The following is a 20,393-nucleotide window of genomic DNA, read 5'->3' on the forward strand; positions in this document are numbered from 1 at the left end:
GTTAAGTGGGTGACGGTTAAATTTACTCACTCGTCGGTTGTTGCTCGGTTATTGAATTGTGACCACACCCACCACTACCGCCGTTGCATCCACCGCCGCCACCACATCCACCGCTTCCGCCGCACCCACCTTGGCTTCCTGATGCGCCGGCGTTACCTGCATACGGATTGAACCCGTACTCATTATCAAAACTAAAAAACAGCTCTCCAAACTCTTCACTTTTCATCTCAATTCTCCTGAGTCCACACAGACACTATCTTTGCCCACTTATAAACAAGTGACGATAGCAATCTAGCTTTTCTGGAAAAAAATGCAATTTTTGCATACCTCATAATGTAGGAAAATTTACCAATAACTTTAGGAAAATCCTTTCACAAAAATCAGAAAACAAATAACTCTATGTAAGATAAAAAATCGCTACCCACGCTGAATAGGAACACTTAACCCTCGCAGAATTAATACCTTACGAAGCCTCAACCTGCACACATAACTTTTATTTAAATCCAGGAAGAGCATGTAGGACGCAGAACACATTCAAAGAAACTTATAAGAGAATCCGACATACGGTCTAACTTCAACTATTCGCCATATGTTCTTAGAGGAAAGGTCTGCGCGTTTTTTGCTGATCGAACCGGGATTCGGGCGGCGGAATAGAGACGCTCATCGGCGCTTTCCATTATGTTGCAGGGAAAACTCGGTGGTGGTGTCGATACTCTGGGACAAGGGCAGCAAAAACAGCGTCGCCGTACTCAGCAGAATTACCGGGAAAGGTGGCAAATCGCGCTGGCTATTGAAGCGGATCAACACCGAATAATCCCCTGCCTTGCCCTGGCCGGTTTCGACACTGCGAAACACCCCGGTTTCGCGGAACTGGTTACGACTTTGCGCGGCATTCAGCGGGTCGTCGACCATGACGTGGATCGGCTTGAGGTAGTCCTAACCGTCGGGCAACGCGCGCTCGGGCAGGGTATTGGTGGCCGCACAGCCAGTGCCCTACCAACGCCCCATCGCCAGGCTGTACGGCGAAAACTCCGCAAACCGCCACCTCAATGCCAACGCCGCCGGGCGGCGCACCACTTGCTCCACCGTGACCGTCCACAACCGCTGCGCGCCCTCGAACCGCGCCACCTCGGCTCCGCTGAGGATCAGTGAAGTGCGCCCGGCCAGGTGCATCACGTCCCCCGATGCAAAGTCGATGAACAACAACCCCGCCACCGGGTTGGCGTGCAGGTTGCCCAGGGTGTTGAAGAACAGGTTGCCGGCAAAGTCGGGGATGGTCAGCACGTTGCCTTCCACGCGCACGAAGCCGCGGTTGCCGCCGCGATGGGAGACGTCCACCGAGCGCTCGCCGTCGATGTCCACGTAGCTGGCGACAAAGAAGGTGTCGGCGTTGCGGATCATCGCGTGTGCGGCGTCATCCAGGCGGTTGCTGCGCTCGGCCACCTGCCCGGGTTTGCGGGCGACCCCATCGACAGGTCGCAGTTGGATGTATTTGGGGCAGTTGCCGAAGGACTGCACCACATCGACCGCAAAGCCCCCGTGATCCAGCGCGCCGACCCGCCCATTCAGGCGATTGCGGCGGCGCGTATCAAGGTCGATGCCGAGCAAGCCGACGGCGGCCCCCGGACGCAAGCCGGACCGCGCCGGGTCGCTGATACCGGGCAGGCTGTCGATCTGCAAGGTGTGCGGGTCGGGCGAATGGGCAAACCCCGGCGCGCCTTCGATCATCGTCGCCCAGGGCATGCCGTGCGCGTCCACCACGCCGAGCATCAGGTACGGCAACAGCGGATAAAACCCTCGGTGCTGCTCGGGCAGATGATCGCGGATCACCTTGGCGCCAATCATGTCCATGCGCTCGGCAGCACCGGCGCTTGCTTGCATCTGCCGTTCACCGGCATGCCAGGGGGAGTGTTCGGTCGGTTGCATGGCAATCACCTCGTGTCAGATAGCCAGATGCTGCGCCCCGCCAGGCAGCGAGAGAATACCCACGTTCGGCAATCGAGCATTACGCCAACTGAAACGCCGGATGCTCGCGCAGCGCCGCCACGCAGTGATCGACAAAACTGCGCACGCGCATCGGTGCATGGCGGCCTTCGCGGTAGACCACGTTGACCGGCAACGGCGCCAACTCGTGGGCGGGCAGGACGCGGCGCAACTGACCGCTGATCAGGTGCTCGTGAACCGGGTAGCTCAGGCAACGGATGATCCCTGCGCCATGCACGGCCGCATTGATCGCACCTTGCACCGTGGCGCAGCGCAGGCGTGTACGGGCCTTGAGGTGGGCGTGGGGGAAATCCCAGTGGACCTGATCGGCGCTGGCGATCAGGCGATGTTGTTTGAGATCGTCCGGGTGCGCGGGTTTGCCGTGGGCCGCGAGGTAATCGGGACTGGCGCAAAGGATCTGCCGCACCTGGCCGACCGGCCGTGCGATCAGCGACGAGTTCGGCAACGCGCCGACCAGGATCGCCACGTCCAACCCCTCTTCGTGCAGGTTGGGGTAATAGTCGTGGTAGCGGGCCGTCAGGTACACATCGGGGTGGCGGTCCATATAACCGGCCAGGATCGGCGCCATCACGTACCGGCTGAACAGCAACGGCAAGAACACCCGCAGATTGCCCTGGGCCTGCACATGCGCGCCTTTGGCCGAGGCTTCGGCGGCGTCCACGGCGGCCAGCAGGCGCACGCAGTCGGCCAGGTAGGCGCTGCCTGCGTCGGTGAGGCGCACTCCCCGCGTACTGCGCTGCAGCAACGCCACGTGCAGGCGTGCTTCCAACCGCGCCAGCGCGCGCACCAGCGTCGCGCCCGACACCTGGGCACTGCGCGCCGCCGCAGCCAGGCTCGGTTGCCCGGCCAGCGCCGCAAACAGCTGCATGTCGCGATAGCGCTCCATCAGCTAGGCCGCTGCGGCGCCGGGTTCAGGCCACGGTCCTGGGCGAAACGCTGGGTGAGGAAGTCGACGAAGGTCTGCACCTTCGCCGGTACGCGAACGCCCTTCTGGAACACCACCTGGATCGGCAGCGGCGCGGGTTCGAACGCGTCGAGGACAATCTCCAGCTCACCGGCCGCCACCGCCGCCGCCACCTGATAGGACAGCACCCTCGTCATGCCCCAGCCGATGCGCGCCAGGTTGATCGCGGCGTTGTTTGCCGTGACCACCAGGCGCGGCGCGATGGGCACCGTCAGCAGCCGGTCGCCGTCGACGAATTGCCACTCGCTGATCAACTGGCTGGCCGACGACGTGGCGATCTTGGCTTCACGCAACTGCTCGGGACGTTGCGGCCGCCCGTGCTGATCGAGATAGCCAGGCGATGCGCACACCACCCGCCGCACTTCACCGACCTGGATCGCCTGTTGCCAAGGCTCCTGCAGATGACCGATGCGCACGGCCACGTCGACGCCTTCGTCGGTCATGTTCACCACGCGGTCGACCAGCAAGGCGTTGATGTTCACCAGGGGAAAACGATCGAGATACGCCCCCAGCAACGGCGCCACATACAGTTCGCCAAACAGCACCGGGGCGGTCACGCTCAGTTGCCCGCAGGGGATGGAATAACTGCCCGCCGCCGCTTCCTCGGCTTCATTCAGCTCGGCGAGGATGCGTCGACAATCTTCCAGGTAGCGCTGGCCGGCTTCGGTCAGGTGCAGGCTGCGAGTGGTGCGCGCCAGCAGTTGGGTGCCGATGCGCTGTTCCATCGCAGCAATCGCCCGGGTCACGCTGGGCGGCGAAGTTTTCAGGCGGCGCGCGGCGGCGGCGAAGCCCTCCTCCTCGGCCACCGCGAGGAACACCTGCATTTCATGAAATCGGTCCATCGGCGTCCCTCTTGAAGGTTACTGTGCTTGCAGGCCCACCGCCGTGCGTGGCATGCCGACAAACCCCGGCAACGCTTCGATACTGGCCAGCCACGCGCGCACTTGAGGGTAGTCGGCCAGCGACACATTGCCTTCCGGCGCGTGGGCCACGTAGGTGTAGAAAGCGATGTCGGCAATGCTCGGCTGCTCACTGGCCAGGAAGCGGCTTCGGCCCAGTTGCTGTTCAAGCAATTGCAGCAAGGCGTGGGAGCGGCTGATGGCGGCGACGGCATCGACATCCGCGCCAAACACCACCGCCAGCCGCGCGGTCGCCGGTCCGGCGTGGAGCTGACCGGCCGCGGCCGAGAGCCAGCGCTGCACACGCGCCTGGCCCAGCGGGTCGCTCGGCAGCCATTGGCCGTTGCCGTACTTGCTCGCCAGGTACACCAGAATCGCGTTGGAATCGGCGAGTACGGTGCCGTTGTCATCGATCGCCGGCACCTGGCCGAACGGGTTGATCGTGTCGACGAATTCAGCGGCCTTGTGTGCGCCTTGCTTGAGGTCGACCAGGATGAATTCACTGGGCAGGCCCAACAGCGACAACATCAGCTCGACCCGATGGGAATGGCCGGACAGGGGAAAACCATAGAGTTTGATCGCAGATTGGGACATGAAAGGCTCCAAAAAAGTGGGGGTCTTGACGCCAGGCATGTTCCGCCGCTGCCTCAATCGATGGAATCACCAGGATTTACAATCGAGCATTTCAGCCGGTGAAACAATCATCGGCGGTTCGTCGCCTGGCCGTCAGCGCTCTTGCAGCCGATCACGCAAAAACCGATGACTCCTGGAAAACAGGCGCCGGTAGGTGAGCAGCACCGCGCCGACCGTGCCCAACGCCGACGAGGCGGCGATCAAAAACATGATCACGATCTGGTACCGCACCGCGTCCACCGGGCTCTCCCCCGCCAGCACCTGACCGGTCATCATGCCGGGCAGGCTGACGATACCGACCACGGTCATCTGGTTCAGCGTCGGGATCATCCCGGCGCGCACCGCCTGGCGGATCGCTTCCTGCGCCGCTTCCCAGCGTGAGCCGCCGAGGGCCAGGATCATCTCGATGGTGTTGCGACCCGAGGTCAGTTCCTGGGTCATGCGCTCTATGCCCAGGGACACGCCGGTCAAGGTGTTGCCGAGGATCATGCCGAGGATCGGGATCGCGTACTGCGGCTCGTACCACGGGTGGATGCGAATTACCGCAAACAAGCCCACCGCCGTGACCAGCCACGAACTGGCCCACACCGACACGATGCTGTCGATCCGTTGCCCACGGTACGTCCGCCGCCCACGCCCCGCCGCCGACAGGCCGGCAATCAGGGTCATCGCGCACATCAGCGGCAGCACCACGTACCAATAGGCGAACGCGAACACCCAGCCCAGCAGGTAACCGATCGCCAGCAGTTGCACCACGGTACGCACGGCGGCCCACAGCAACTGGCGCTCCAGGCCCAGGCGCAACGCCAGCGACAGCGCGCCGTTGATCAGGATCAGCGAGGCGGCGATGGCCATGTCCAGCGCGGTCAGGTTTTGGTAGTTCATGGCTGGGTGTCTCCGCTCAGCACACCGGCGTGCATGTGCAAGTGGATGTCACTCATGCGTTGGGCCTGTTCCAGGTCGTGGGACACCCAGACATACGCGCGGGTGGGGTCGTCGGCGAACCAGGCGTCGATCAGCGCTTCGACATCGTGCGAGGACGCGGGGTCGAGGGCGGCGGTGGGTTCGTCCAGCAACAGCACGTCGGGGTTGAGCTGCAGCGTGCGGATCAACGCCACTACCTGAGACTCGCCGCCCGACAGGTCACCGGCGTTTTTTGCCAGGAAGTCGGGCGACTTGCCGGCGTGCTGCAGCAGCGCGGTGATGGTCGCCAGCTCGAAATGGCGTTTACGCAGGGTCTTGAGGCTGAAGGGAAAACGCAGGTTGTCTTGCACCGTGCCGTCGATCAGCGCCGGGCGTTGGGACAGGTAGCAGATGCGGCTGCGGTACTCGGGAATGTCTGTGTCAGCGATCGGCCGGCTATTCCACAGGACCTGCCCCGATGTGGGCGCGTCCAGCAACGCCAGTGCCCGCAGGAACACGCTTTTGCCGGAACCGGACGCGCCGGTGATCGACACGCGGTCGCCGCGGTGCAAGCTGAAGTCGGTGGGCTGGAGCAAGGCCACCTGGCGACGCTCATCCCGGCGCGCAAGGGCGCGGGTTTCGATCAGTGCGCTCATGGACGCGATGCTCCTCATGGTTCGGTCAGGCGCAATGGTGAAGCAGGCGAGCGGGCGTTTCATAGCAAAAGTTCATACGATGGCGACCGGCCCTGTGGCGAGCGCCTTGCAATCAGCCCCTGCCCTGCCTATATTTGCCGCCTGGCGCTCTCTACGCCACCTTCCGCGGAAAGGGCTGCGCCCAAGACAGTGAAGCACTCCCTCGTTTCTACGACTCCCAACCTTAAAGCGGAAAAGGTTTGTGCTAGGAGCTCGTATGTCGCAACGCCGCGTATCCTCGACCGCTGATGGCCGTCTCAACCTTGAGCAGCAGCGCAAGCGCGCCAAGGAACTGTTGGCACGCCTGAAAAGCGAAAACCCCGACGCCACCTTGTCCCAGGCTCAATGGCAGATCGCCAAACAGCTGGGTTTCAGCAGTTGGCCCCAGCTCAAGGCCCATGTCGACGCCATCGACTTCGCCGCCCGCCATCCCGACTTCGCCGCCAGCGACGAAGCCCGCACCACCCATTGGCGCTGTGGCAACGACATTGCCCATAGCCTGCAATTGGCGGGGTTCAAGGGGCGCTTCCAGATGCTCAGCGACCCGCTGTGCATGGGCCCGGTTCGCGACCTGCCACGCGACGAATTCCGCGCCATGCGCAGCGCATTCATCAGCCAGGCTTTTGGCCTGGGCGAAGCGGATGTCGCGCGCCGTGTCGCCGATGAATACAACCAACTGGAAACCTTGGCCAGCGCCGAACACAGCGTGCTGTGGTGCGAGGCGGATGCGTATGACCAACTGTTCCTGATCCGCGCCCTGGCCGGTCTTGACCAGGCACCGCGCAAGCTGGAACTGATCGAGGTGGACCGCATCCCGGGGGTAGAACGCTTTATCGGCATTGGCCAATTAGCCCCCGATGTACTGGCGTGGTTATGGCCGCAGCGGCGCTTGATCGATGACGACGCGGTGCAGTTGGCCCGTGAAGCATGGTCAGCCTACTGCGCCAGTTCTCCGCTTGAGCTGGCGGCACTGGCCCAGGGTACGCATCCCGCCCTGCCCTTGCTGGCACCCGCCTTGCGACGCCAGTTGCAGGAATTGCCAGGGGCGAGGGATGGCTTGTCACTGACCGAACGCCTGTCTCTGGCCTACATCGCCGAAGCCGGGCCGGTCGCGTTCGGGCGCGTGTTTGCCGAGTTGATGGGCAAGCGCGAACCACTGCCGTTCCTCGGGGACATGATGTTCCATGCACTGCTGCGGCCGTTGATCGACGGCGAGCGGCCTTTGTTGACGGAAACCGAGACTCATCTTGAATGGCCTCGGCGGGTACTGGCGTTGACGGCGTTGGGGCACACCGTACTGAGCGGCGATGCTTATTGGCTGGACCACGCCAGCCATGAACGCTGGGTCGGCGGTGTTTGCCTGAGGCCCGGCCAATCTCATTGGAGCCTTGATGAACAGCTGTCGCCGGTATGGCGGCCTTGATTCGCGGGGGGATTTCGTCCGGGCCGGACACAATATCGGTGAGGCCCGGCGCAAGGTGCTTTCAAGGTAATCACCACCGTCGATGACGACGAAGACTGGCATCAAAAGGCTTTAGGTGGATTTTTCGGTTTTAGCTATTTCCCTGGCAAGCCAAGCAGTACCCAGGGTCAGTGCAATAAAAAAAATTTCAACAATTACCAGCCAAATAAGGGTCACCCAATACTGCTTTGGCTGTGCCACAAGCGTGTAAGTGGTAGAAGGCCCCACGCGACTGTAAGCCACTATCACACCGCGAATTAACCCATCAATTATTTGGTAGCCGGAAAGCCCCACAATAAAAGTCATAACCGCAGTCATGATCCAGAACGGCCGACTGTCTGAACGCTTCATGGTATTTCTCTTGAGATCCAACTATTCAGAAATAGCTTACGTAATCTGCTGATCACGAGGTAAAACAACATCCCCAGCTTGAGCTCGAGTTTCAATGATCTCGATCCAATCACGATATTTTGGAAATTCTATTTTTAGCCAGTCGCTGGGGACGAAGGGGTGATTGAGATACTCCGCCACAGGCTGATTTTCAGTGATTGCCAATACTACAACCAAGTATGTCGGGGTATCTTCGGCCATAGCAGCAGGCACGAACACGCGTCTTTCTTCATTTACTCCGAAGGACCGACGCCATTCGGGATAACGCTTTTTCTCAAGATTGGGAACAGAAAACCAATAAATATCGCTCATAAATTTCGTCTCGTAAGTTGATCGGCACAGTCAATGAAAAACAGCCGGTGGAGTTCGACCAGGAATTCTGGCGCCCGGATGCGCAAAGACACGCTATCCGGGCACAAGGGGAGGCTTCAGGCTTTGACGTTCTGCCGGATATTCCAGCCGAACTTCACTGGCCCGCCGTCCTTGGCGCCGTCGGCCTTCTGCGGCTGGTAGCTGACGTCGACGCTGGCGAAGTTCAAGGCGATGCTGTCGTAGAGCACCTCATCCTGACTTTCAGCACCGGTGCCGTAGGACACCACCATGACTTCCTTCAGGGTGATCACCAGATACTCCACCGGGCTGGAACCGCCCGCCTTGCGCACCACCAGTCGTGCTTCGGGATAATGCTTGCCGGTCGTGCAGGCCATCATCAGGTTGGGGCTGGATTTATCCAGCGGCTTTTTCAGGTTCAGGTTGGCAAAGTCGGCCTTGCCCGCACCGCCACCGGTGCCGGAATGCATCGACCCGGTCTGCGACAACCCCCACGCCCACTCGGTGACATCAATCTCATCCCGATGGGCCTGGTCCCGTGATTCACCCTTGATATCGCCCAGTTTCAAAAACATATCGACGGCCATGTGAGCGCCCTGTCCTGTTATGCGTCGGTAGTGACGTGGGGCGCACTGTTCCTGAATCAACACCCCGCTCACAAGACGTCAGGACGGAATTGAGAAGTGCCTTTCTTGAAAAAACGAAACTTCCGACATTCATCCGCGCGAAGCCATCTTTACTCTCTCGACTCCCACAAACCAGGAGTTAAGGAATGACGATCTCCCTGTTCAAGGATGGATTTCTCTCAGCCCATCTCAACACGCGCCAACGTCTCGAAGGCAGCCTCAACCTGCGGCGGTTGTTCTTCGCCCTCGACGCCGACCCGGCGCTGATCGGCGCGGGGGTGGTGTACATCGACGAAACGTTCAACGTGGTGACACTGCGTGAGTTCCAGGCGATTTGCAGTGTGCGGCCGATTACCGTGGTGCTGCGTGAAGCGCCCCGGTATGTGGGGCCGGTGGAATTCAAGCGGATGTTGGAACATGAGCCGCGAGAGTCGAGGTTGATGGCGGAGGCGATGAGTACGGCGGTGACGTGTGCGGGGGCGCTGTTGAGTTGGGTGGTAGTAACGAGTGGGTTCATGCTGATGCCGTTTACAGCGGGGACGAGTGCGGTGATCTCGTTTATTGGTAAGGCCGCAGCGATGGCGGGTACAGTTCAGTGCATCGCTGGTGTCCTCCGAACAGGATCAGAGGCCGCTTTCCCGGAGTTCAATGACTATTTGGATAGCGAGTCCTGGTATCAGGACGCGACGCTAGTGCTGGACGGAGTTGCTTTATTGGGAGTAGCCACTTCGATGTTGGTCACAGTGAAAGCCATCAGTACAACCACACGAGTAACTGGGAAATCTGTTCGCCAAGTGCTCAAAGGCCTGACTCGACAAGAGCGGGCAAAACTGAATGATGAGTTGCTGAGAATCAGAGACCCGAGGTTAACGCCCAAACTGCTCAAGCTGGAAAAAGCTAACGGCAGAGCGTCCAAGCGTATTAGCGCTACGAGAATGCAGCATGCAACCGCTACCCACATAAAGGACGTATTGGCTGCATCGCTTAGCGTCACCAGTAGTGCAACCAACGGAAATGTCAGGACGCTGGCAGTGGGCATCTATGAGGAAGTCAGCCAGTGAGCAAACAGAGCGGAATAAAAAACGAATATGACTCAAGCATCTTTATTGAAGAACCATGGGAATTCATCAAACGGTACATGCCGGTAATCGGAGCAGACATTCTTGTCGCATGCGCCTCAATAGGATTGACGGCGATCCTGTCAATGCTCACCTATCTCTCGATGTACCCCATTGGTTTTGCTACCAAGACATATTTCTTCGGCGCTACGGGGCTTGGTGCAGTATTTGCCCTTGCCAAATACGAAGTGTTATACGGACGCATCCACTGGGTCTGGCTAAACGTGGCGATATACCTCATCTGCCTGCTGGTAACACTTCCCGCAATCGCCTACCGCCCCAACATTTATCTCTACTCCATGGCCCTCCTCAGCCCCCTGACCGGCCTACTAATCCTCAACAGCAAACGCTGCCGCGAACTGCGCCACAAGATGGTAGAAATCCGCCACAAGCGCGAAGCCATCATCGCCACCCTGAAAAAACAAGGCCGCTGGAAATGGTGGTAACCCGCGCGGTTGCTGGCACAGTCGACATCCGATCACCGAGACCCGAACGCCACCCTATCGCGAGCAAGCCCGCACACGTTTTTTACCGCAGTCCTTTAGTTTGCCGGCTTCAGCAACTGCATCTGCTGACGATAATCATCCGTCACCTGCCGCGCCTGGCTGCTGCTGGTGATCACCCTCGGCGTAATCAGCACTATCAGCTCAGTGCGGTCCTTGGATTTGCTGGTGTTGCCGAACAGCCAGCGCAGGCCGGGGATTTTGCCCAGGTATGGCACGGCACTGACGCTCTCGGAGTTGTCTTGCTTGATCAACCCGCCGAGCAACACCGTCTGCCCGCTTTGCACCGCCACTTGAGTCGAGACCGAGCGCGTTGAGATACGCGGATTTACCGCCGTGTCACTGCTGCCGCTCTGGCTCTCGGCATCGCTGACCTGCTGCTGGATGTCCATGTACACCAGGCCGCCCGGGTTGATGCGCGGCACCACATCCAGAATCACCCCGGTCTGCACGTATTCGACGCTGCTCAGGGTGGTGTCGGCGTCGCCGGTATTCACCGTGGTCTGGCTGATGGGGATGTTGTCCCCGACCTGGATCTGCGCCGGCTGGTTGTTCATCACCACCAGCGACGGTGCCGACAGCACCTGCGTGCGGCCGTTGGTCTCCAGCGCGTGCAAGGCCACTTGCAAGTTGGAGCTGACGAAGGAATAGAACAACGAATCCGACGCCCCCAGCCCTGCCCCGCCACCGCCCAGCGCGCCCTGGCTGCCGGACTCGTTGGCGACGGTGGTGCTGGAGGAATTGCCCGCCAGGCGGCCGAGGTACCACTGCACGCCAAGGTCCAGTTCACCGGTGAGTTTGACTTCGAGGATGCGCGTCTCGATCTGCACTTGCAGCGGCGGGTTGTCGAGGCGTTTGATCGCGGCTTCGATCTCTTTCCATTGCGCGGGGCGGGTGCGCACCAGCAGTTGGTTACTGCTTTTTTGCGCGGTGATGCGGGTGCCGGCTTCGAGGCTTTTATCCGCTGCGGGCTCGGGCGCTTCCGCGCTTTGCTCGGGTTCTTCAGCCGGCGGCGCAGTGTTCGGCTGGCCACCGGTATTGTTGTTGAGCGATGACAACGTAGTGGTGCGCAACCCCGGTGCGACCTTGGCCGGCGTATCGTCCTTGATCGCGCCGTTGCCGTAGATCTGCCGCAGGTATTTGGCCAGGTCCGAGGCCTTCATGTTGCGCACGTCGTACACGTACATCTGTGGCTCATTACCGCCACCTTCGTCGATGGTGCGAATCCAGTCGCCCACCTCGCTGAGGTACTGCGGCTGGGAAGAAATCGCCACCACCGAATTGGTCCGCTCGATCGGCAGAAAGCGCAGCATGCCGGCCAGGGGCATGCCGCTGTCCGGGCCGAACATGGCTTGCAGCTCGGGCATCAGCTCGGCCACCGACGCGCGTTGCAAGCCGAAGACGCCCACCGACATGCCCTTGAGCCAGTCCACATCGAAGGTGTCGATGGTGGCCTGGTAGTTGGCCAATTCCTCCGGAGTGCCGGCCAAACTCAACACGTTGCGCGCCGGGTCCACCAGCAGAAAGGCGTTTTCCCGGGCGAACGGCTTGAGCAGTTTCTGCATCTCGGTGGCGGAGATATAACGCAACAGAAACAGCCGCGCCGACAGGCCGCTGGACGGTTGAGCCACGTTCATTTGCGGGACCAGCTTGCCCGCCACCGCCTGGTTGGCCGGCAGGATCACGTAGCGCTTGCCCTGCTTGATCATCGCGTTGTCGGTCCAGGACAGCAGCGTTTCGAGAATCGACAGCGCCTGCTGTTTGTCCACCGGTTTAGACGTGGAAAAGCTGACGTTGCCTTTCACCCCTTGGGCGATGCTGTAGTTCTCGTGCAGCAGGTCGCCCATCACGCTGTTGATCACCGCTTCGATAGGCTGGTCGGCGAAGTTGAATACAATATCGCCGCCGCCCTGCTCTTCCTCACGCGGGCTGGCGCTGGGTGGGCGCACGAATTGCTGGTTGCCACGTATCAACTGGCGTTGGGCCGGGGCCTTCGCTGCGGGCGGCGGGCTGTCCACCGCTGGCGCCTCACTCGGCGGGCGTTGCGCGCCGGTGCCTTGCATGGCTTCGTGGAGTAAAGCGTCGTCTGCGTCGAGACGCTCGGGCAGCGAGCCACAGCCTCCCAGGGAGACGGCGGTAGCCAGGCAAAACAACGAGGTGCGCATATCGATCAAGGGAGGGGCTCGCGAGGCAGGAAAATCGGTGGCCGGGTCGACGGCGGCGGCAAACGCTTGGCGTACAGGCTCAAGGTTTGCGTGCGGCCGTCCAGGGTAAAACGGGCGGATTGCGGCGTGAGGTGTTCCAGGCGCCAGCCGTTGGGCAGCACCTGGCCCAGGCGCACCGTCAGCGGGCGGCCGTCGGCTTGCTTGAGCATCACCATTTGCAGGTTGCCGGTGATCAGGATGCCGCTGAGGGTCAGGTTGGCCAGGCTGCTGGCCTGGGTGTTGCCGACCGCGCGATCGGGGCTGCGATCCGGGCTGAACAGCGGGGTTTGCCACGTGCCGGCGAGGCGGTCCAACGCCACGCTGGGCGCGACTTGCACCCGCGCAGAGGAATGCTCGCGCACGCCCGGTTCGGGCAGCCACTGCGGTTCGTCGCCGATGCTGCTCAGGATGACCGCCATCAACAGGCCCAATACCCCGACCAACCCGAGCAAGCCCCATTCCAAGGGGCGCAAGACACCGATCATCGGGCCACCTGCGGTTGCAGGTAACCGCGCACCAGCAACTGCACCACCAACTGCCCTGCCCCGCCACTGGCCGGCGCCTGTTTGCCACGGCGGATGCGCAGCTCATCGACGAACAGAAACGGCGGCGGGTATTCCAGCTCATGCAGGATCGCGGTCAAGGGTTCGATGGCGCAATTGAGGGTCAGGCTGACCTGCACCTGTCGATACGGTTCGCCGTCGTCCTGCTCCGGGGTGATCGGTTTGCGTTGGCTCAGGCTGCAGCCGCCACCGAGGGTGGCGTGGCGGTTGATCAAATCGGCGAGGCGTTGCATCAGGTCGGCGGCGACCGCATCCGGGTCATCCCCCGGCAGCAGGCTGGTTTGGCTGGCCGGGTCCTGGCGGGCCTGGTCCAGTTGCTCGCGCAGTGCATCGCCCTGGCGCAACACGCCGGCATAGCGTTGCTGCTGTTCGCGCAACTGCTCGGCCTGTTCGCCCATGGCACGCAAAGGCCCGGCAAACCAGCTGTCGATCAACAGCCAGTACGCCGCGCCGAGCACCACGGCCAGGATCAGCAAGGCCGTGCCACGGCGTTCACGGGGTGTGAGGGGTCGGCGCATCGGCGGCCTCCGGGCGAAGATGGGCACGCAAGGCAAACTGATCCTTGCCGCTGCGCACATCGGGTTGAATCACCCCTTCAAACTGCGCATTGTCCAGGCGGTGGCAGCCTTTGATCCGGGTGATCAGGGCGCTGGCCTTGGCGCTTTGGCCGGAGAAAGCAATCTCGCTGCCCTTGATGTCCAACTGGTCAAGCCAGGTGTCGGCGGGCAGGCACGCGGTGAGGTCGTCGAGCAGCGCCACCAGCGGTGGCTGGGCCAATTTGCGCCGGGTCAGGTACTGCGCCGCGCCGCGGGTGGTGAGCAGTTGCTGACGCAGCGCATGCACCTCGGCGACCTGGGCTTTTTGCTGCTGGACGCTTTCGTGCATGGCGTCGAGCACGCGCTGGCGGTCGTTGAGCCACAGCAGCATCGCCGCGATCAGCAACGCGCCGCACAGCCACGGCAAGCTGCGTTGCAAGCCCTTGCCTGCCGGGCGCGGACGCGGGCGCAAAGGCGCGGGCAGCAGGTCGATGCCCAGGTTGCCCACATCCACGCGATGAGGATGCAGACCGAGGGCGGCACAGTCGCTGAGGATCTGATCGAGGCGTTCGCGCAGGATCGCCACCAGCGTCACCTGCAGGTGGGTCGGCGTGCGCCGCTCCTGGCGTGCGACGAAGTACAACTGGTCGGCCTCGAACGGCGTGTAGCGATCCAGTTCATAACCGACCACAGCGCTGAGGTTGCGGGCAGCGGCTGCGGGCAACTGCACGGTTTGCACCAGCACGGCGTCGGCCGCGAGCACCAGCACCTGGCGCACGTTGCCCGGCGCCAGCTCAACCGGCTCGCGCAACGGCCAGTGATAGCGCAGCTCGGGCGGCTCGTGCAGCGCCAGCCACGCTGGCACGCACGCACGCAGCTCCGCGAGCCACAGGCGCCAACCTTGTTGCGCCAGGCTGCCACGCCAATACCGGGCGATGGGTTCCAGTCGATTCATTCTTGCCAACGCAACACCCGGTAGGGCTGTGCGCCGTCCTCCGTTGGGCTCAATAAAACCGTGACTTGCAAACGCGCTTCATAACCGCCGGGGCGCTGTGCGCGGCTGTCGACCACCAGCACCTCGCCGGGATCGGCGCCCTGCGCGTTCTGCTGCGGCAGGTTCAGGGCCTGGCGCATCAGGGCGCTGGCGAACGCCGGGGCGGGTCGATCGAGGTCGCTCCATAAAGTGATCTCGGGCAACAATTGGCTGTACAGCGCCTGGGTCATGCCCGGCAATTGGCGCACTTCTTCGAGCACGCGAAACGGCGCCAGGCCCTGGTTGCGCCGTGCCTTCAACGCCTTGGCCAGTTGCGTGGCCTGCGCCGGGGTGGCGCCGCAGGCCAGGGCCAGGCGTGTGAGGTCATCCGCCTCGGCGTTGATCAGGTACAGCTTGCCGCGCTCGCTGCGCAGGCTGACGTGCAACTGCGCGTCGTCGAAAGTCAGCGGCATTTCACGGCCATCGGCGATCCAGCGTGGATCGGCCATCGCCAGGGCGACGCCGGCTTCAGCCGCCAGCACCGTCTGGGTGTGCTGGCGATGCCACAGTGCCTGACGACTTTCCAGCTGCACCCAACCGGCCAAGCCACCCAGCAACACGCTGAGCAAGGCCAGCACCCAGAGCACCAGCAGCAGCGCCGCACCGCGTTGACGCATCATTCGCCCGTGGCTCCGCTGGACAGGTTCAAGCGCAACGCAATCACCTGGGTGACCCAGGGCACCGGCCCGTCGACACGCGCGGCAATCCGCACCGCAGACGGCAAGCGCCGGGGCCACGGCCACTGGTCGATCCATCCGGTGGGTTGGCCCAGGGGCGATACACCGCGATAACTGAACTGCAGCGCCGCAAGGTTCGTCAGCAGCACCTGCGGCTCATCGCGGGAGGCAGTGGTCTGCGCCTCCAACCGCGAGAACGCCACCTGCAAACCCTCTGCGCCCCGTTGTAGGGTAAAACGCTGAATCCCGCCGCCGAGCACACCGGGCAACGTCGCGACAAACTGCAGTCGCTCGGACGTACCCATGAAAAACCCATCGGCCTGGCTGTCGTCTTCCGTGACATCCAGCGGCAATGCTTCACTGATGGCGGTGCGCAAGAACTGCTGGGCGGCGCGCATTTCGTCCAGGCTGACGGTATAGCGCTGGGCCTTGGACACCGCGCGATTGGCGCCGAGCAACGCGCCGCTCAACAGCACCAGCAGCACCGCGAGCAAGCTGAGCACCACGAGGATTTCCAGCAGGGTGAAGCCCCGCTCGCGGCGCCTCACTGGCGCACCTTCAATGTGCTGAAACGGGCCTGGTGCGAGCCCTCGCTGACAATCAGGTCGAGGCGATACAGATGGGGTTGCTGGCGCACGCACGTCAGTTGCCAATGGATGCCGTCCAGCTCGCCCTGGCGGACCCCGTCGACCAGGTGCCCCGTCGTTTCCTGGTCCAGCACACTGAGGGCGGCATGGCTCAGGCGATCGCTGCGGGCCACTTGCGCCAACGAGCGCGCGCTCTGGCCGAAGGCGACCAGCAACACCGTGCTGCACACCGCCATCAACGTCAGGGCGGCGAGCATTTCCAGTAAGGTAAAACCGGCCTGACGCTTCATCGCAGCGCCTTGGACTGCACGCTGCCGGTCAGCCAGCCGATGTCGATGCGCCAACGCCGGCTGCCGTTGGCCAGCAGCAGATTGCCGCCGGTGGAACTGCCATCGGGGTAGAACTCTACGGCGCTAGCGAGCTGTTCGGCAGTGTGCAAGCTGACCTGCAGGCTCGGCGGCCAGGCGTGAGGGGCGCGGCCCGGCGCCTGGAAGGTCAGGCGCTGCAGATCGAATTCGGTCCTGGCCGCACGCCCGCTGACAATCGCCCCGGCCCGCGTGGTGCGCAGGGCGTCGACCATCTGCCCGACCACGCGCCGCTCGTTCGCCGCCTGCACAGCCTGGCGCGCACCGAGCCCCAACAACCCGACAGCGAGGCTGATCAACAGGATGACCACCAGCATCTCGAATAAGGTAAAGCCGCGTTGGGGCATGGGCGGGTTATTCCCAGTTGCCCAGGTCGGCGCTGTAGCCGTCGCCGCCCGGTTGGCCATCCTGGCCGTAGAAGATCAGGTCGAAGGCCCCGTGTTCGCCCGGGAAGCGATAGCCGAATGCATGGCCGAACGGGTCTTTCAGCTCCGACGGCTTGGCATACGGCCCGGCCCAGCTTGCCGCATTCCCGGGCTTGTCCACCAGTTGCTGCAGGCTGTTGGGCGGTGAACCGACATCGAGGGCGTAGCTGTCGATCTTCATGCTCAGGCTGGCCAGTTGCGCCTTGCCCGCGCCGTACTTGCCCTTGTCCACATTGCCGCCGACCTGGCGCACCACGATGGTCGCGACAATGCCCAGCAGCACGATCACCGCGAGCATTTCCAGCAGGGTGAAACCGCTTTGACGGCGTTGAGTTCTCATCGATCGGGTTCCTTGAAGGTTCATATATGGCTGGTCAGGCTCATCAGCGGCAGCATGATCGCGAGCATGATCACCGCCACCAGCACCGCCATGACCACGGTCAGGGACGGCACCAGGGCCGCGAGCAGGCGGTCGATACCGCGTTTGGCTTCGACGTCGAAGATGTCGGCGACCTTGAGCAGCATGCTGTCGAGTTCGCCGGCCTGTTCGCCGACGTCAATCATTTGCAGGGCCAGGTCGGGCAACAGCGGTTGCGTGCCGAACGCGCTGGCCAGGGTGCCGCCGCCTTTCACCGACTCGGCCGCATCAGCCACTTGGGCCTGCAATGCGCGGTTGGTGCAGACCTGCCGCGCGATGACCAACGCTTGCAGCAAGGCCACGCCATTGCTGAGCAAAGTGCCCAGGGTGCGGGTCAGGCGCGCCGCTTCAACCCGCTGCAACAACGGGCCGAGCACGCGCAGGCCGAGCAGGCGGCGGTCGTAGCGTTCGCGGCGCTGGGGATCGCGCAGGCGTGTCGCCAGGGTCCCCAGCGCGACGCTCGATCCGGCCAACAGCAGCAGGCCGTAGGCGCCGAGGAATTGGCCAAGGGCCAGAATCACTTCGGTGATCAGCGGAATCGGCACGCCGAGGTCCTGGAAGATCGGCACGAACTGCGGCACCACATACGCCAGCAGCAACGCCAGGGAACCGAGCACGCCGACCACCAGGAATGCCGGGTAGATCAGCGCATTGATGACCTCGCCGCGCAGCCGCTCGCTACGTTCGAGGTAATCGCTGAGTTGGCGCAGGGTGCTTTCCAGCGCGCCACCGGCTTCACCGGCGCGCACCATGCTCAGGTACAACGGCGAGAAACTCGCGCCCTCGTCCTCCAGCGCGGCCGATAACGGTTTGCCGGCCTTGACCTGGTCGCGGATGCGTTCGATCAGCGCACGCACCTGGGGCTGGCCGGGTTGCTTGAGCAGCAGGCCCAGGGAGCGCTCCAACGGCTGACCGGCGCCCAACAGCGTCGCCAACTGCTGGGTGAAACTCACCAACGCGGCGCCCTTCAACGACCCGCGCACAAAGGCATGGCGCAGGCCCTGGCTACCGGCCGTGTCGATTTGCAACAGCAGCCAACCGCGCTTGTGCAAGATTGCGACGGCGGCGGCTTGATCCCTGGCTTGCAGCGTGCCGCGCTGGGTCACACCCTGGCTGTCCAGGGCGCGGAAGGTGAACAGACTCACGCGCCGTCCCCACGGGTAACGCGCAGCACTTCTTCCAGCGAGGTGACGCCCGCCACGGCCTGGCGCAGGCCTTCTTCATGCAAGGTGCGCAGGCCCGCGCGACGGGCGGCCTGCTCCAGCGTCGCGGCGTCGGCGTGGCGCATCAACAGGCCACGCAGTTCGTCATTCATCACCAGCAATTCGGTGATGGCGCTGCGGCCGTGGTAACCGCCTTCGGCGCCGGGCCGGTAGAGCAGGATCGGGCGCTCATCGGTAAAACGCTCCAAGCCATGCTCCTCGATCAGCTCCGGCGGCGCTTCGAAGGCGACGCGGGTCGCCGGGTCCAGGCGCCGCACCAGGCGCTGCGCGAGGATGCCGGTGACGGTCGAGGCGATCAGGTAACTCTCCACGCCCATGTCCAGCAGGCGCGTGATGCTCGCGGCGGCGCTGTTGGTGTGCAGGGTGGAGAGCACGAGATGGCCGGTGAGCGACGATTGGATGGCGATGCGGCAGGTTTCCAGGTCGCGGATTTCGCCGATCATGATCACGTCCGGGTCCTGGCGCACGATGGAGCGCAGCGCCCCGGCGAAGTCCAGGCCGATGGCCGGTTTGACCTGGATCTGGTTGATGCCTTCGAGCTGATATTCCACCGGATCTTCGACGGTGATGATCTTGCGCTCGGCGCTGTTGAGCCGCGCCAGCGCGGTGTAGAGCGTGGTGGTCTTGCCGGAGCCGGTGGGCCCGGTGACCAGCAGGATGCCGTGGGGCCGTTCGAGCACGTCGAGGAAGGCGGCCAGGCGCTGGCCGTCGAAGCCCAGGCTGGGGAAGTCGAACTGCACGGTTTGCCGGTCGAGCAGGCGCATCACCACCGACTCGCCAAAACTGGTGGGCACCGTGGACACCCGCAAGTCCAGCTCCTTGCCCTGGATGCGCAACATGATCCGCCCGTCTTGGGGCAGGCGCCGTTCGGCGATGTCCAGGCGCGCCATGATCTTCACCCGCGAGATCACCGCCGCCGACGAACTGGCCGGCGGCGCTTCGGCGTCGTGCAGTACGCCGTCGACGCGGTAGCGCACCTTGAGCTGGTTTTCGAAGGGTTCGATATGGATGTCCGATGCACGCTGCTCCACCGCCCGCTGCAGGATCAGGTTGACCAGGCGAATCACCGGTGCTTCGGAGGCCATGTCCTTGAGGTGTTCGATATCTTCCAGTGCGCCGCCCTGCTCATCGAGGTTCTCGATCAGGGTGCCCATGGCGGAACGGCCCTGGCCGTAATAGCGCTCGATCAACGTATCGACTTCGTTGCGCGGGCCGATGGCCAGCCATATCGGCACATCGCAGGCGTAGGCCAGGGCCTGAAAGGGATAGTGCTGCGCCGGGTTGGCCGCGAGGACGCGCAGCCCGCCTTGGGTCCACCCCATCGGCACCACTTGGTAATGGCGCATAAAGCGCTCGGTGAGCGTGGGCAACGGGTCGAGCAGCGGCGGCGCGGCATCGGCCAGCAACAGCGGCGCACCGAGCAACGCCGCCCAGGCGCGGGCCAGTTCGATTTCGGACACCAGCCCCAGGCGCGTGAGCAACCCCAACAGGTCGCTGGCGTCGGTGGACAAGCGCCGGGCGCGCTCCAGATCAACGGTTTTCAGCCCGGCGTGCTGCATCAGCCACGCGCACACGGTGTCGGTGTGCGGTATCTGCGTATGGCAGGCATCGATGGGCATGGACGACATAGTGGGGTGTCTAGTTGCGAGAAAGTATGGCTATTTGGAACTACTGGATATACAAAGAAAATGCCATTAGTTCGCCACGCCGCAGTCGGAGTTAACTGGGTTAATCGACTGAAAGTTCCAACGCTAGTTCCTGAAGCGGGGAAACAAACTGAAAAGAATAGGCTTCGGTCATCTTGAAATAGCCTTACAAACCTTGATTTAAAGCCT

General features: G+C 62.8%; 25 protein-coding genes. 3 read left to right on the forward strand and 22 right to left on the reverse strand.

The genetic code is table 11. The features are described 5' to 3' along the window. Positions 1–48 precede the first annotated feature (48 nt). From U5A08_RS18620 to U5A08_RS18655, 8 genes are all read right to left on the reverse strand, one after another. Positions 49–183: a hypothetical protein gene (locus U5A08_RS18620; RefSeq protein WP_301295024.1), complete on the reverse strand. Its 135-nt coding sequence runs from the start codon at positions 181–183 to the stop codon at positions 49–51. Between the two features lie 477 nt (positions 184–660). Then, complete coding sequence (locus tag U5A08_RS18625) at positions 661–912, reverse strand: hypothetical protein (RefSeq protein WP_321847923.1); 252 nt, start codon at positions 910–912, stop codon at positions 661–663. A gap of 81 nt (positions 913–993) precedes the next feature. After that, positions 994–1,926, reverse strand: coding sequence for a pyridoxamine 5'-phosphate oxidase family protein (locus U5A08_RS18630; protein ID WP_253397122.1), 933 nt, complete (start codon positions 1,924–1,926; stop codon positions 994–996). A gap of 79 nt (positions 1,927–2,005) precedes the next feature. Beyond that, complete coding sequence (locus tag U5A08_RS18635) at positions 2,006–2,890, reverse strand: LysR family transcriptional regulator (RefSeq protein ID WP_321847926.1); 885 nt, start codon at positions 2,888–2,890, stop codon at positions 2,006–2,008. Further along, positions 2,890–3,810, reverse strand: coding sequence for a LysR family transcriptional regulator (locus U5A08_RS18640; RefSeq protein WP_321847927.1), 921 nt, complete (start codon positions 3,808–3,810; stop codon positions 2,890–2,892). The genes U5A08_RS18635 and U5A08_RS18640 overlap by 1 nt, the downstream gene beginning before the upstream one ends. Before the next feature lie 18 nt (positions 3,811–3,828). Beyond that, positions 3,829–4,461 (reverse strand): glutathione S-transferase family protein, encoded by a 633-nt coding sequence (locus tag U5A08_RS18645; RefSeq protein ID WP_321847929.1) that lies wholly within the window; start codon positions 4,459–4,461, stop codon positions 3,829–3,831. Between the two features lie 132 nt (positions 4,462–4,593). Next, positions 4,594–5,385 (reverse strand): ABC transporter permease, encoded by a 792-nt coding sequence (locus U5A08_RS18650; protein ID WP_321847931.1) that lies wholly within the window; start codon positions 5,383–5,385, stop codon positions 4,594–4,596. Then, a complete protein-coding gene (locus tag U5A08_RS18655) occupies positions 5,382–6,059 on the reverse strand; it encodes an ABC transporter ATP-binding protein (protein ID WP_321847932.1) in 678 nt (225 codons plus the stop codon). Before U5A08_RS18655 ends, U5A08_RS18650 begins: the two co-directional genes overlap by 4 nt. A 256-nt stretch (positions 6,060–6,315) precedes the next feature. On the opposite strand from U5A08_RS18655, the gene U5A08_RS18660 reads away from it, so the two are divergent. Next, positions 6,316–7,521 carry a DUF1835 domain-containing protein gene (locus U5A08_RS18660; RefSeq protein WP_321847933.1) on the forward strand — a complete coding sequence of 402 codons (1,206 nt, stop codon included), beginning with the start codon at positions 6,316–6,318 and terminating at the stop codon, positions 7,519–7,521. A 111-nt stretch (positions 7,522–7,632) separates the two neighbouring features. On the opposite strand, the gene U5A08_RS18665 is transcribed toward U5A08_RS18660, so the two are convergent. The 3 genes from U5A08_RS18665 to U5A08_RS18675 form a co-directional block, all read right to left on the reverse strand. Further along, positions 7,633–7,911 (reverse strand): hypothetical protein, encoded by a 279-nt coding sequence (locus U5A08_RS18665; RefSeq protein ID WP_321847934.1) that lies wholly within the window; start codon positions 7,909–7,911, stop codon positions 7,633–7,635. A 36-nt stretch (positions 7,912–7,947) separates the two neighbouring features. After that, positions 7,948–8,262: a hypothetical protein gene (locus U5A08_RS18670; RefSeq protein WP_253397138.1), complete on the reverse strand. Its 315-nt coding sequence runs from the start codon at positions 8,260–8,262 to the stop codon at positions 7,948–7,950. A 116-nt stretch (positions 8,263–8,378) separates the two neighbouring features. Next, positions 8,379–8,867: an Hcp family type VI secretion system effector gene (locus U5A08_RS18675; RefSeq protein WP_253397140.1), complete on the reverse strand. Its 489-nt coding sequence runs from the start codon at positions 8,865–8,867 to the stop codon at positions 8,379–8,381. Between the two features lie 185 nt (positions 8,868–9,052). Here U5A08_RS18675 and U5A08_RS18680 point away from each other — a divergent pair, with 185 nt between their 5' ends. Together U5A08_RS18680 and U5A08_RS18685 are read left to right on the forward strand one after the other, a co-directional pair. Continuing rightward, entirely contained in the window at positions 9,053–9,967 is a 915-nt protein-coding gene (locus U5A08_RS18680) for an Ssp4 family T6SS effector (protein WP_321847938.1), read from the forward strand. Then, positions 9,964–10,470 (forward strand): hypothetical protein, encoded by a 507-nt coding sequence (locus U5A08_RS18685; RefSeq protein WP_321847941.1) that lies wholly within the window; start codon positions 9,964–9,966, stop codon positions 10,468–10,470. The genes U5A08_RS18680 and U5A08_RS18685 overlap by 4 nt, the downstream gene beginning before the upstream one ends. A gap of 95 nt (positions 10,471–10,565) precedes the next feature. Here U5A08_RS18685 and gspD read toward each other — a convergent pair whose 3' ends face one another. The 11 genes from gspD to gspE are packed head-to-tail and all read right to left on the reverse strand — an operon-like array spanning position 10,566 to position 20,186. Continuing rightward, positions 10,566–12,692 carry a type II secretion system secretin GspD gene (gene gspD, locus U5A08_RS18690; RefSeq protein WP_321852253.1) on the reverse strand — a complete coding sequence of 709 codons (2,127 nt, stop codon included), beginning with the start codon at positions 12,690–12,692 and terminating at the stop codon, positions 10,566–10,568. 5 nt (positions 12,693–12,697) lie between these two features. Further along, complete coding sequence (locus tag U5A08_RS18695; RefSeq protein WP_321847942.1) at positions 12,698–13,216, reverse strand: type II secretion system protein, XpsN-like; 519 nt, start codon at positions 13,214–13,216, stop codon at positions 12,698–12,700. Continuing rightward, positions 13,213–13,812 (reverse strand): type II secretion system protein GspM, encoded by a 600-nt coding sequence (gene gspM / locus U5A08_RS18700; protein WP_253397148.1) that lies wholly within the window; start codon positions 13,810–13,812, stop codon positions 13,213–13,215. Before gspM ends, U5A08_RS18695 begins: the two co-directional genes overlap by 4 nt. Then, positions 13,787–14,785: a type II secretion system protein GspL gene (locus tag U5A08_RS18705; protein ID WP_321847943.1), complete on the reverse strand. Its 999-nt coding sequence runs from the start codon at positions 14,783–14,785 to the stop codon at positions 13,787–13,789. The genes gspM and U5A08_RS18705 overlap by 26 nt, the downstream gene beginning before the upstream one ends. Then, positions 14,782–15,483, reverse strand: a complete 702-nt coding sequence (locus U5A08_RS18710) for a type II secretion system minor pseudopilin GspK (protein WP_321847944.1) — start codon at positions 15,481–15,483, stop codon at positions 14,782–14,784. Before U5A08_RS18710 ends, U5A08_RS18705 begins: the two co-directional genes overlap by 4 nt. Beyond that, positions 15,480–16,088, reverse strand: coding sequence for a prepilin-type N-terminal cleavage/methylation domain-containing protein (locus U5A08_RS18715; RefSeq protein WP_321847946.1), 609 nt, complete (start codon positions 16,086–16,088; stop codon positions 15,480–15,482). Before U5A08_RS18715 ends, U5A08_RS18710 begins: the two co-directional genes overlap by 4 nt. Continuing rightward, the gene (locus U5A08_RS18720; RefSeq protein WP_253397154.1) at positions 16,085–16,417 is read right to left on the reverse strand and encodes a type II secretion system protein; all 333 of its coding nucleotides are present in this window, start codon (positions 16,415–16,417) and stop codon (positions 16,085–16,087) included. The genes U5A08_RS18715 and U5A08_RS18720 overlap by 4 nt, the downstream gene beginning before the upstream one ends. After that, the gene (locus tag U5A08_RS18725) at positions 16,414–16,839 is read right to left on the reverse strand and encodes a GspH/FimT family pseudopilin (RefSeq protein WP_321847949.1); all 426 of its coding nucleotides are present in this window, start codon (positions 16,837–16,839) and stop codon (positions 16,414–16,416) included. Before U5A08_RS18725 ends, U5A08_RS18720 begins: the two co-directional genes overlap by 4 nt. A gap of 7 nt (positions 16,840–16,846) precedes the next feature. After that, positions 16,847–17,257, reverse strand: coding sequence for a type II secretion system major pseudopilin GspG (gene gspG, locus U5A08_RS18730; RefSeq protein ID WP_253397156.1), 411 nt, complete (start codon positions 17,255–17,257; stop codon positions 16,847–16,849). Positions 17,258–17,277: 20 nt separating this feature from the next. After that, a complete protein-coding gene (gene gspF, locus U5A08_RS18735; protein WP_321847952.1) occupies positions 17,278–18,480 on the reverse strand; it encodes a type II secretion system inner membrane protein GspF in 1,203 nt (400 codons plus the stop codon). Continuing rightward, complete coding sequence (gspE, locus tag U5A08_RS18740) at positions 18,477–20,186, reverse strand: type II secretion system ATPase GspE (protein WP_253397159.1); 1,710 nt, start codon at positions 20,184–20,186, stop codon at positions 18,477–18,479. The genes gspF and gspE overlap by 4 nt, the downstream gene beginning before the upstream one ends. Between the last annotated feature and the right edge of the window lie 207 nt (positions 20,187–20,393).

Source organism: Pseudomonas paraveronii (assembly GCF_963681955.1).
GTDB classification, from domain to species: domain Bacteria; phylum Pseudomonadota; class Gammaproteobacteria; order Pseudomonadales; family Pseudomonadaceae; genus Aquipseudomonas; species Aquipseudomonas paraveronii.

Coding starts and splice junctions, on each gene's coding strand:
- U5A08_RS18680 (WP_321847938.1), top strand. CDS start 9,053: ATGACGATCTCCCTGTTCAAGGATGGATTTCTCTCAGCCCATCTCAAC.
- U5A08_RS18710 (WP_321847944.1), bottom strand. CDS start 15,483: ATGATGCGTCAACGCGGTGCGGCGCTGCTGCTGGTGCTCTGGGTGCTG.
- U5A08_RS18705 (WP_321847943.1), bottom strand. CDS start 14,785: ATGAATCGACTGGAACCCATCGCCCGGTATTGGCGTGGCAGCCTGGCG.
- gspG (WP_253397156.1), bottom strand. CDS start 17,257: ATGAGAACTCAACGCCGTCAAAGCGGTTTCACCCTGCTGGAAATGCTC.
- U5A08_RS18660 (WP_321847933.1), top strand. CDS start 6,316: ATGTCGCAACGCCGCGTATCCTCGACCGCTGATGGCCGTCTCAACCTT.
- U5A08_RS18725 (WP_321847949.1), bottom strand. CDS start 16,839: ATGCCCCAACGCGGCTTTACCTTATTCGAGATGCTGGTGGTCATCCTG.
- U5A08_RS18645 (WP_321847929.1), bottom strand. CDS start 4,461: ATGTCCCAATCTGCGATCAAACTCTATGGTTTTCCCCTGTCCGGCCAT.
- gspD (WP_321852253.1), bottom strand. CDS start 12,692: ATGCGCACCTCGTTGTTTTGCCTGGCTACCGCCGTCTCCCTGGGAGGC.
- U5A08_RS18630 (WP_253397122.1), bottom strand. CDS start 1,926: ATGCAACCGACCGAACACTCCCCCTGGCATGCCGGTGAACGGCAGATG.
- U5A08_RS18650 (WP_321847931.1), bottom strand. CDS start 5,385: ATGAACTACCAAAACCTGACCGCGCTGGACATGGCCATCGCCGCCTCG.
- U5A08_RS18635 (WP_321847926.1), bottom strand. CDS start 2,890: ATGGAGCGCTATCGCGACATGCAGCTGTTTGCGGCGCTGGCCGGGCAA.
- U5A08_RS18695 (WP_321847942.1), bottom strand. CDS start 13,216: ATGATCGGTGTCTTGCGCCCCTTGGAATGGGGCTTGCTCGGGTTGGTC.
- gspE (WP_253397159.1), bottom strand. CDS start 20,186: ATGTCGTCCATGCCCATCGATGCCTGCCATACGCAGATACCGCACACC.
- U5A08_RS18640 (WP_321847927.1), bottom strand. CDS start 3,810: ATGGACCGATTTCATGAAATGCAGGTGTTCCTCGCGGTGGCCGAGGAG.
- U5A08_RS18665 (WP_321847934.1), bottom strand. CDS start 7,911: ATGAAGCGTTCAGACAGTCGGCCGTTCTGGATCATGACTGCGGTTATG.
- U5A08_RS18720 (WP_253397154.1), bottom strand. CDS start 16,417: ATGAAGCGTCAGGCCGGTTTTACCTTACTGGAAATGCTCGCCGCCCTG.
- U5A08_RS18655 (WP_321847932.1), bottom strand. CDS start 6,059: ATGAGCGCACTGATCGAAACCCGCGCCCTTGCGCGCCGGGATGAGCGT.
- gspM (WP_253397148.1), bottom strand. CDS start 13,812: ATGCGCCGACCCCTCACACCCCGTGAACGCCGTGGCACGGCCTTGCTG.
- U5A08_RS18675 (WP_253397140.1), bottom strand. CDS start 8,867: ATGGCCGTCGATATGTTTTTGAAACTGGGCGATATCAAGGGTGAATCA.
- U5A08_RS18620 (WP_301295024.1), bottom strand. CDS start 183: ATGAGTACGGGTTCAATCCGTATGCAGGTAACGCCGGCGCATCAGGAA.
- U5A08_RS18625 (WP_321847923.1), bottom strand. CDS start 912: ATGGTCGACGACCCGCTGAATGCCGCGCAAAGTCGTAACCAGTTCCGC.
- U5A08_RS18670 (WP_253397138.1), bottom strand. CDS start 8,262: ATGAGCGATATTTATTGGTTTTCTGTTCCCAATCTTGAGAAAAAGCGT.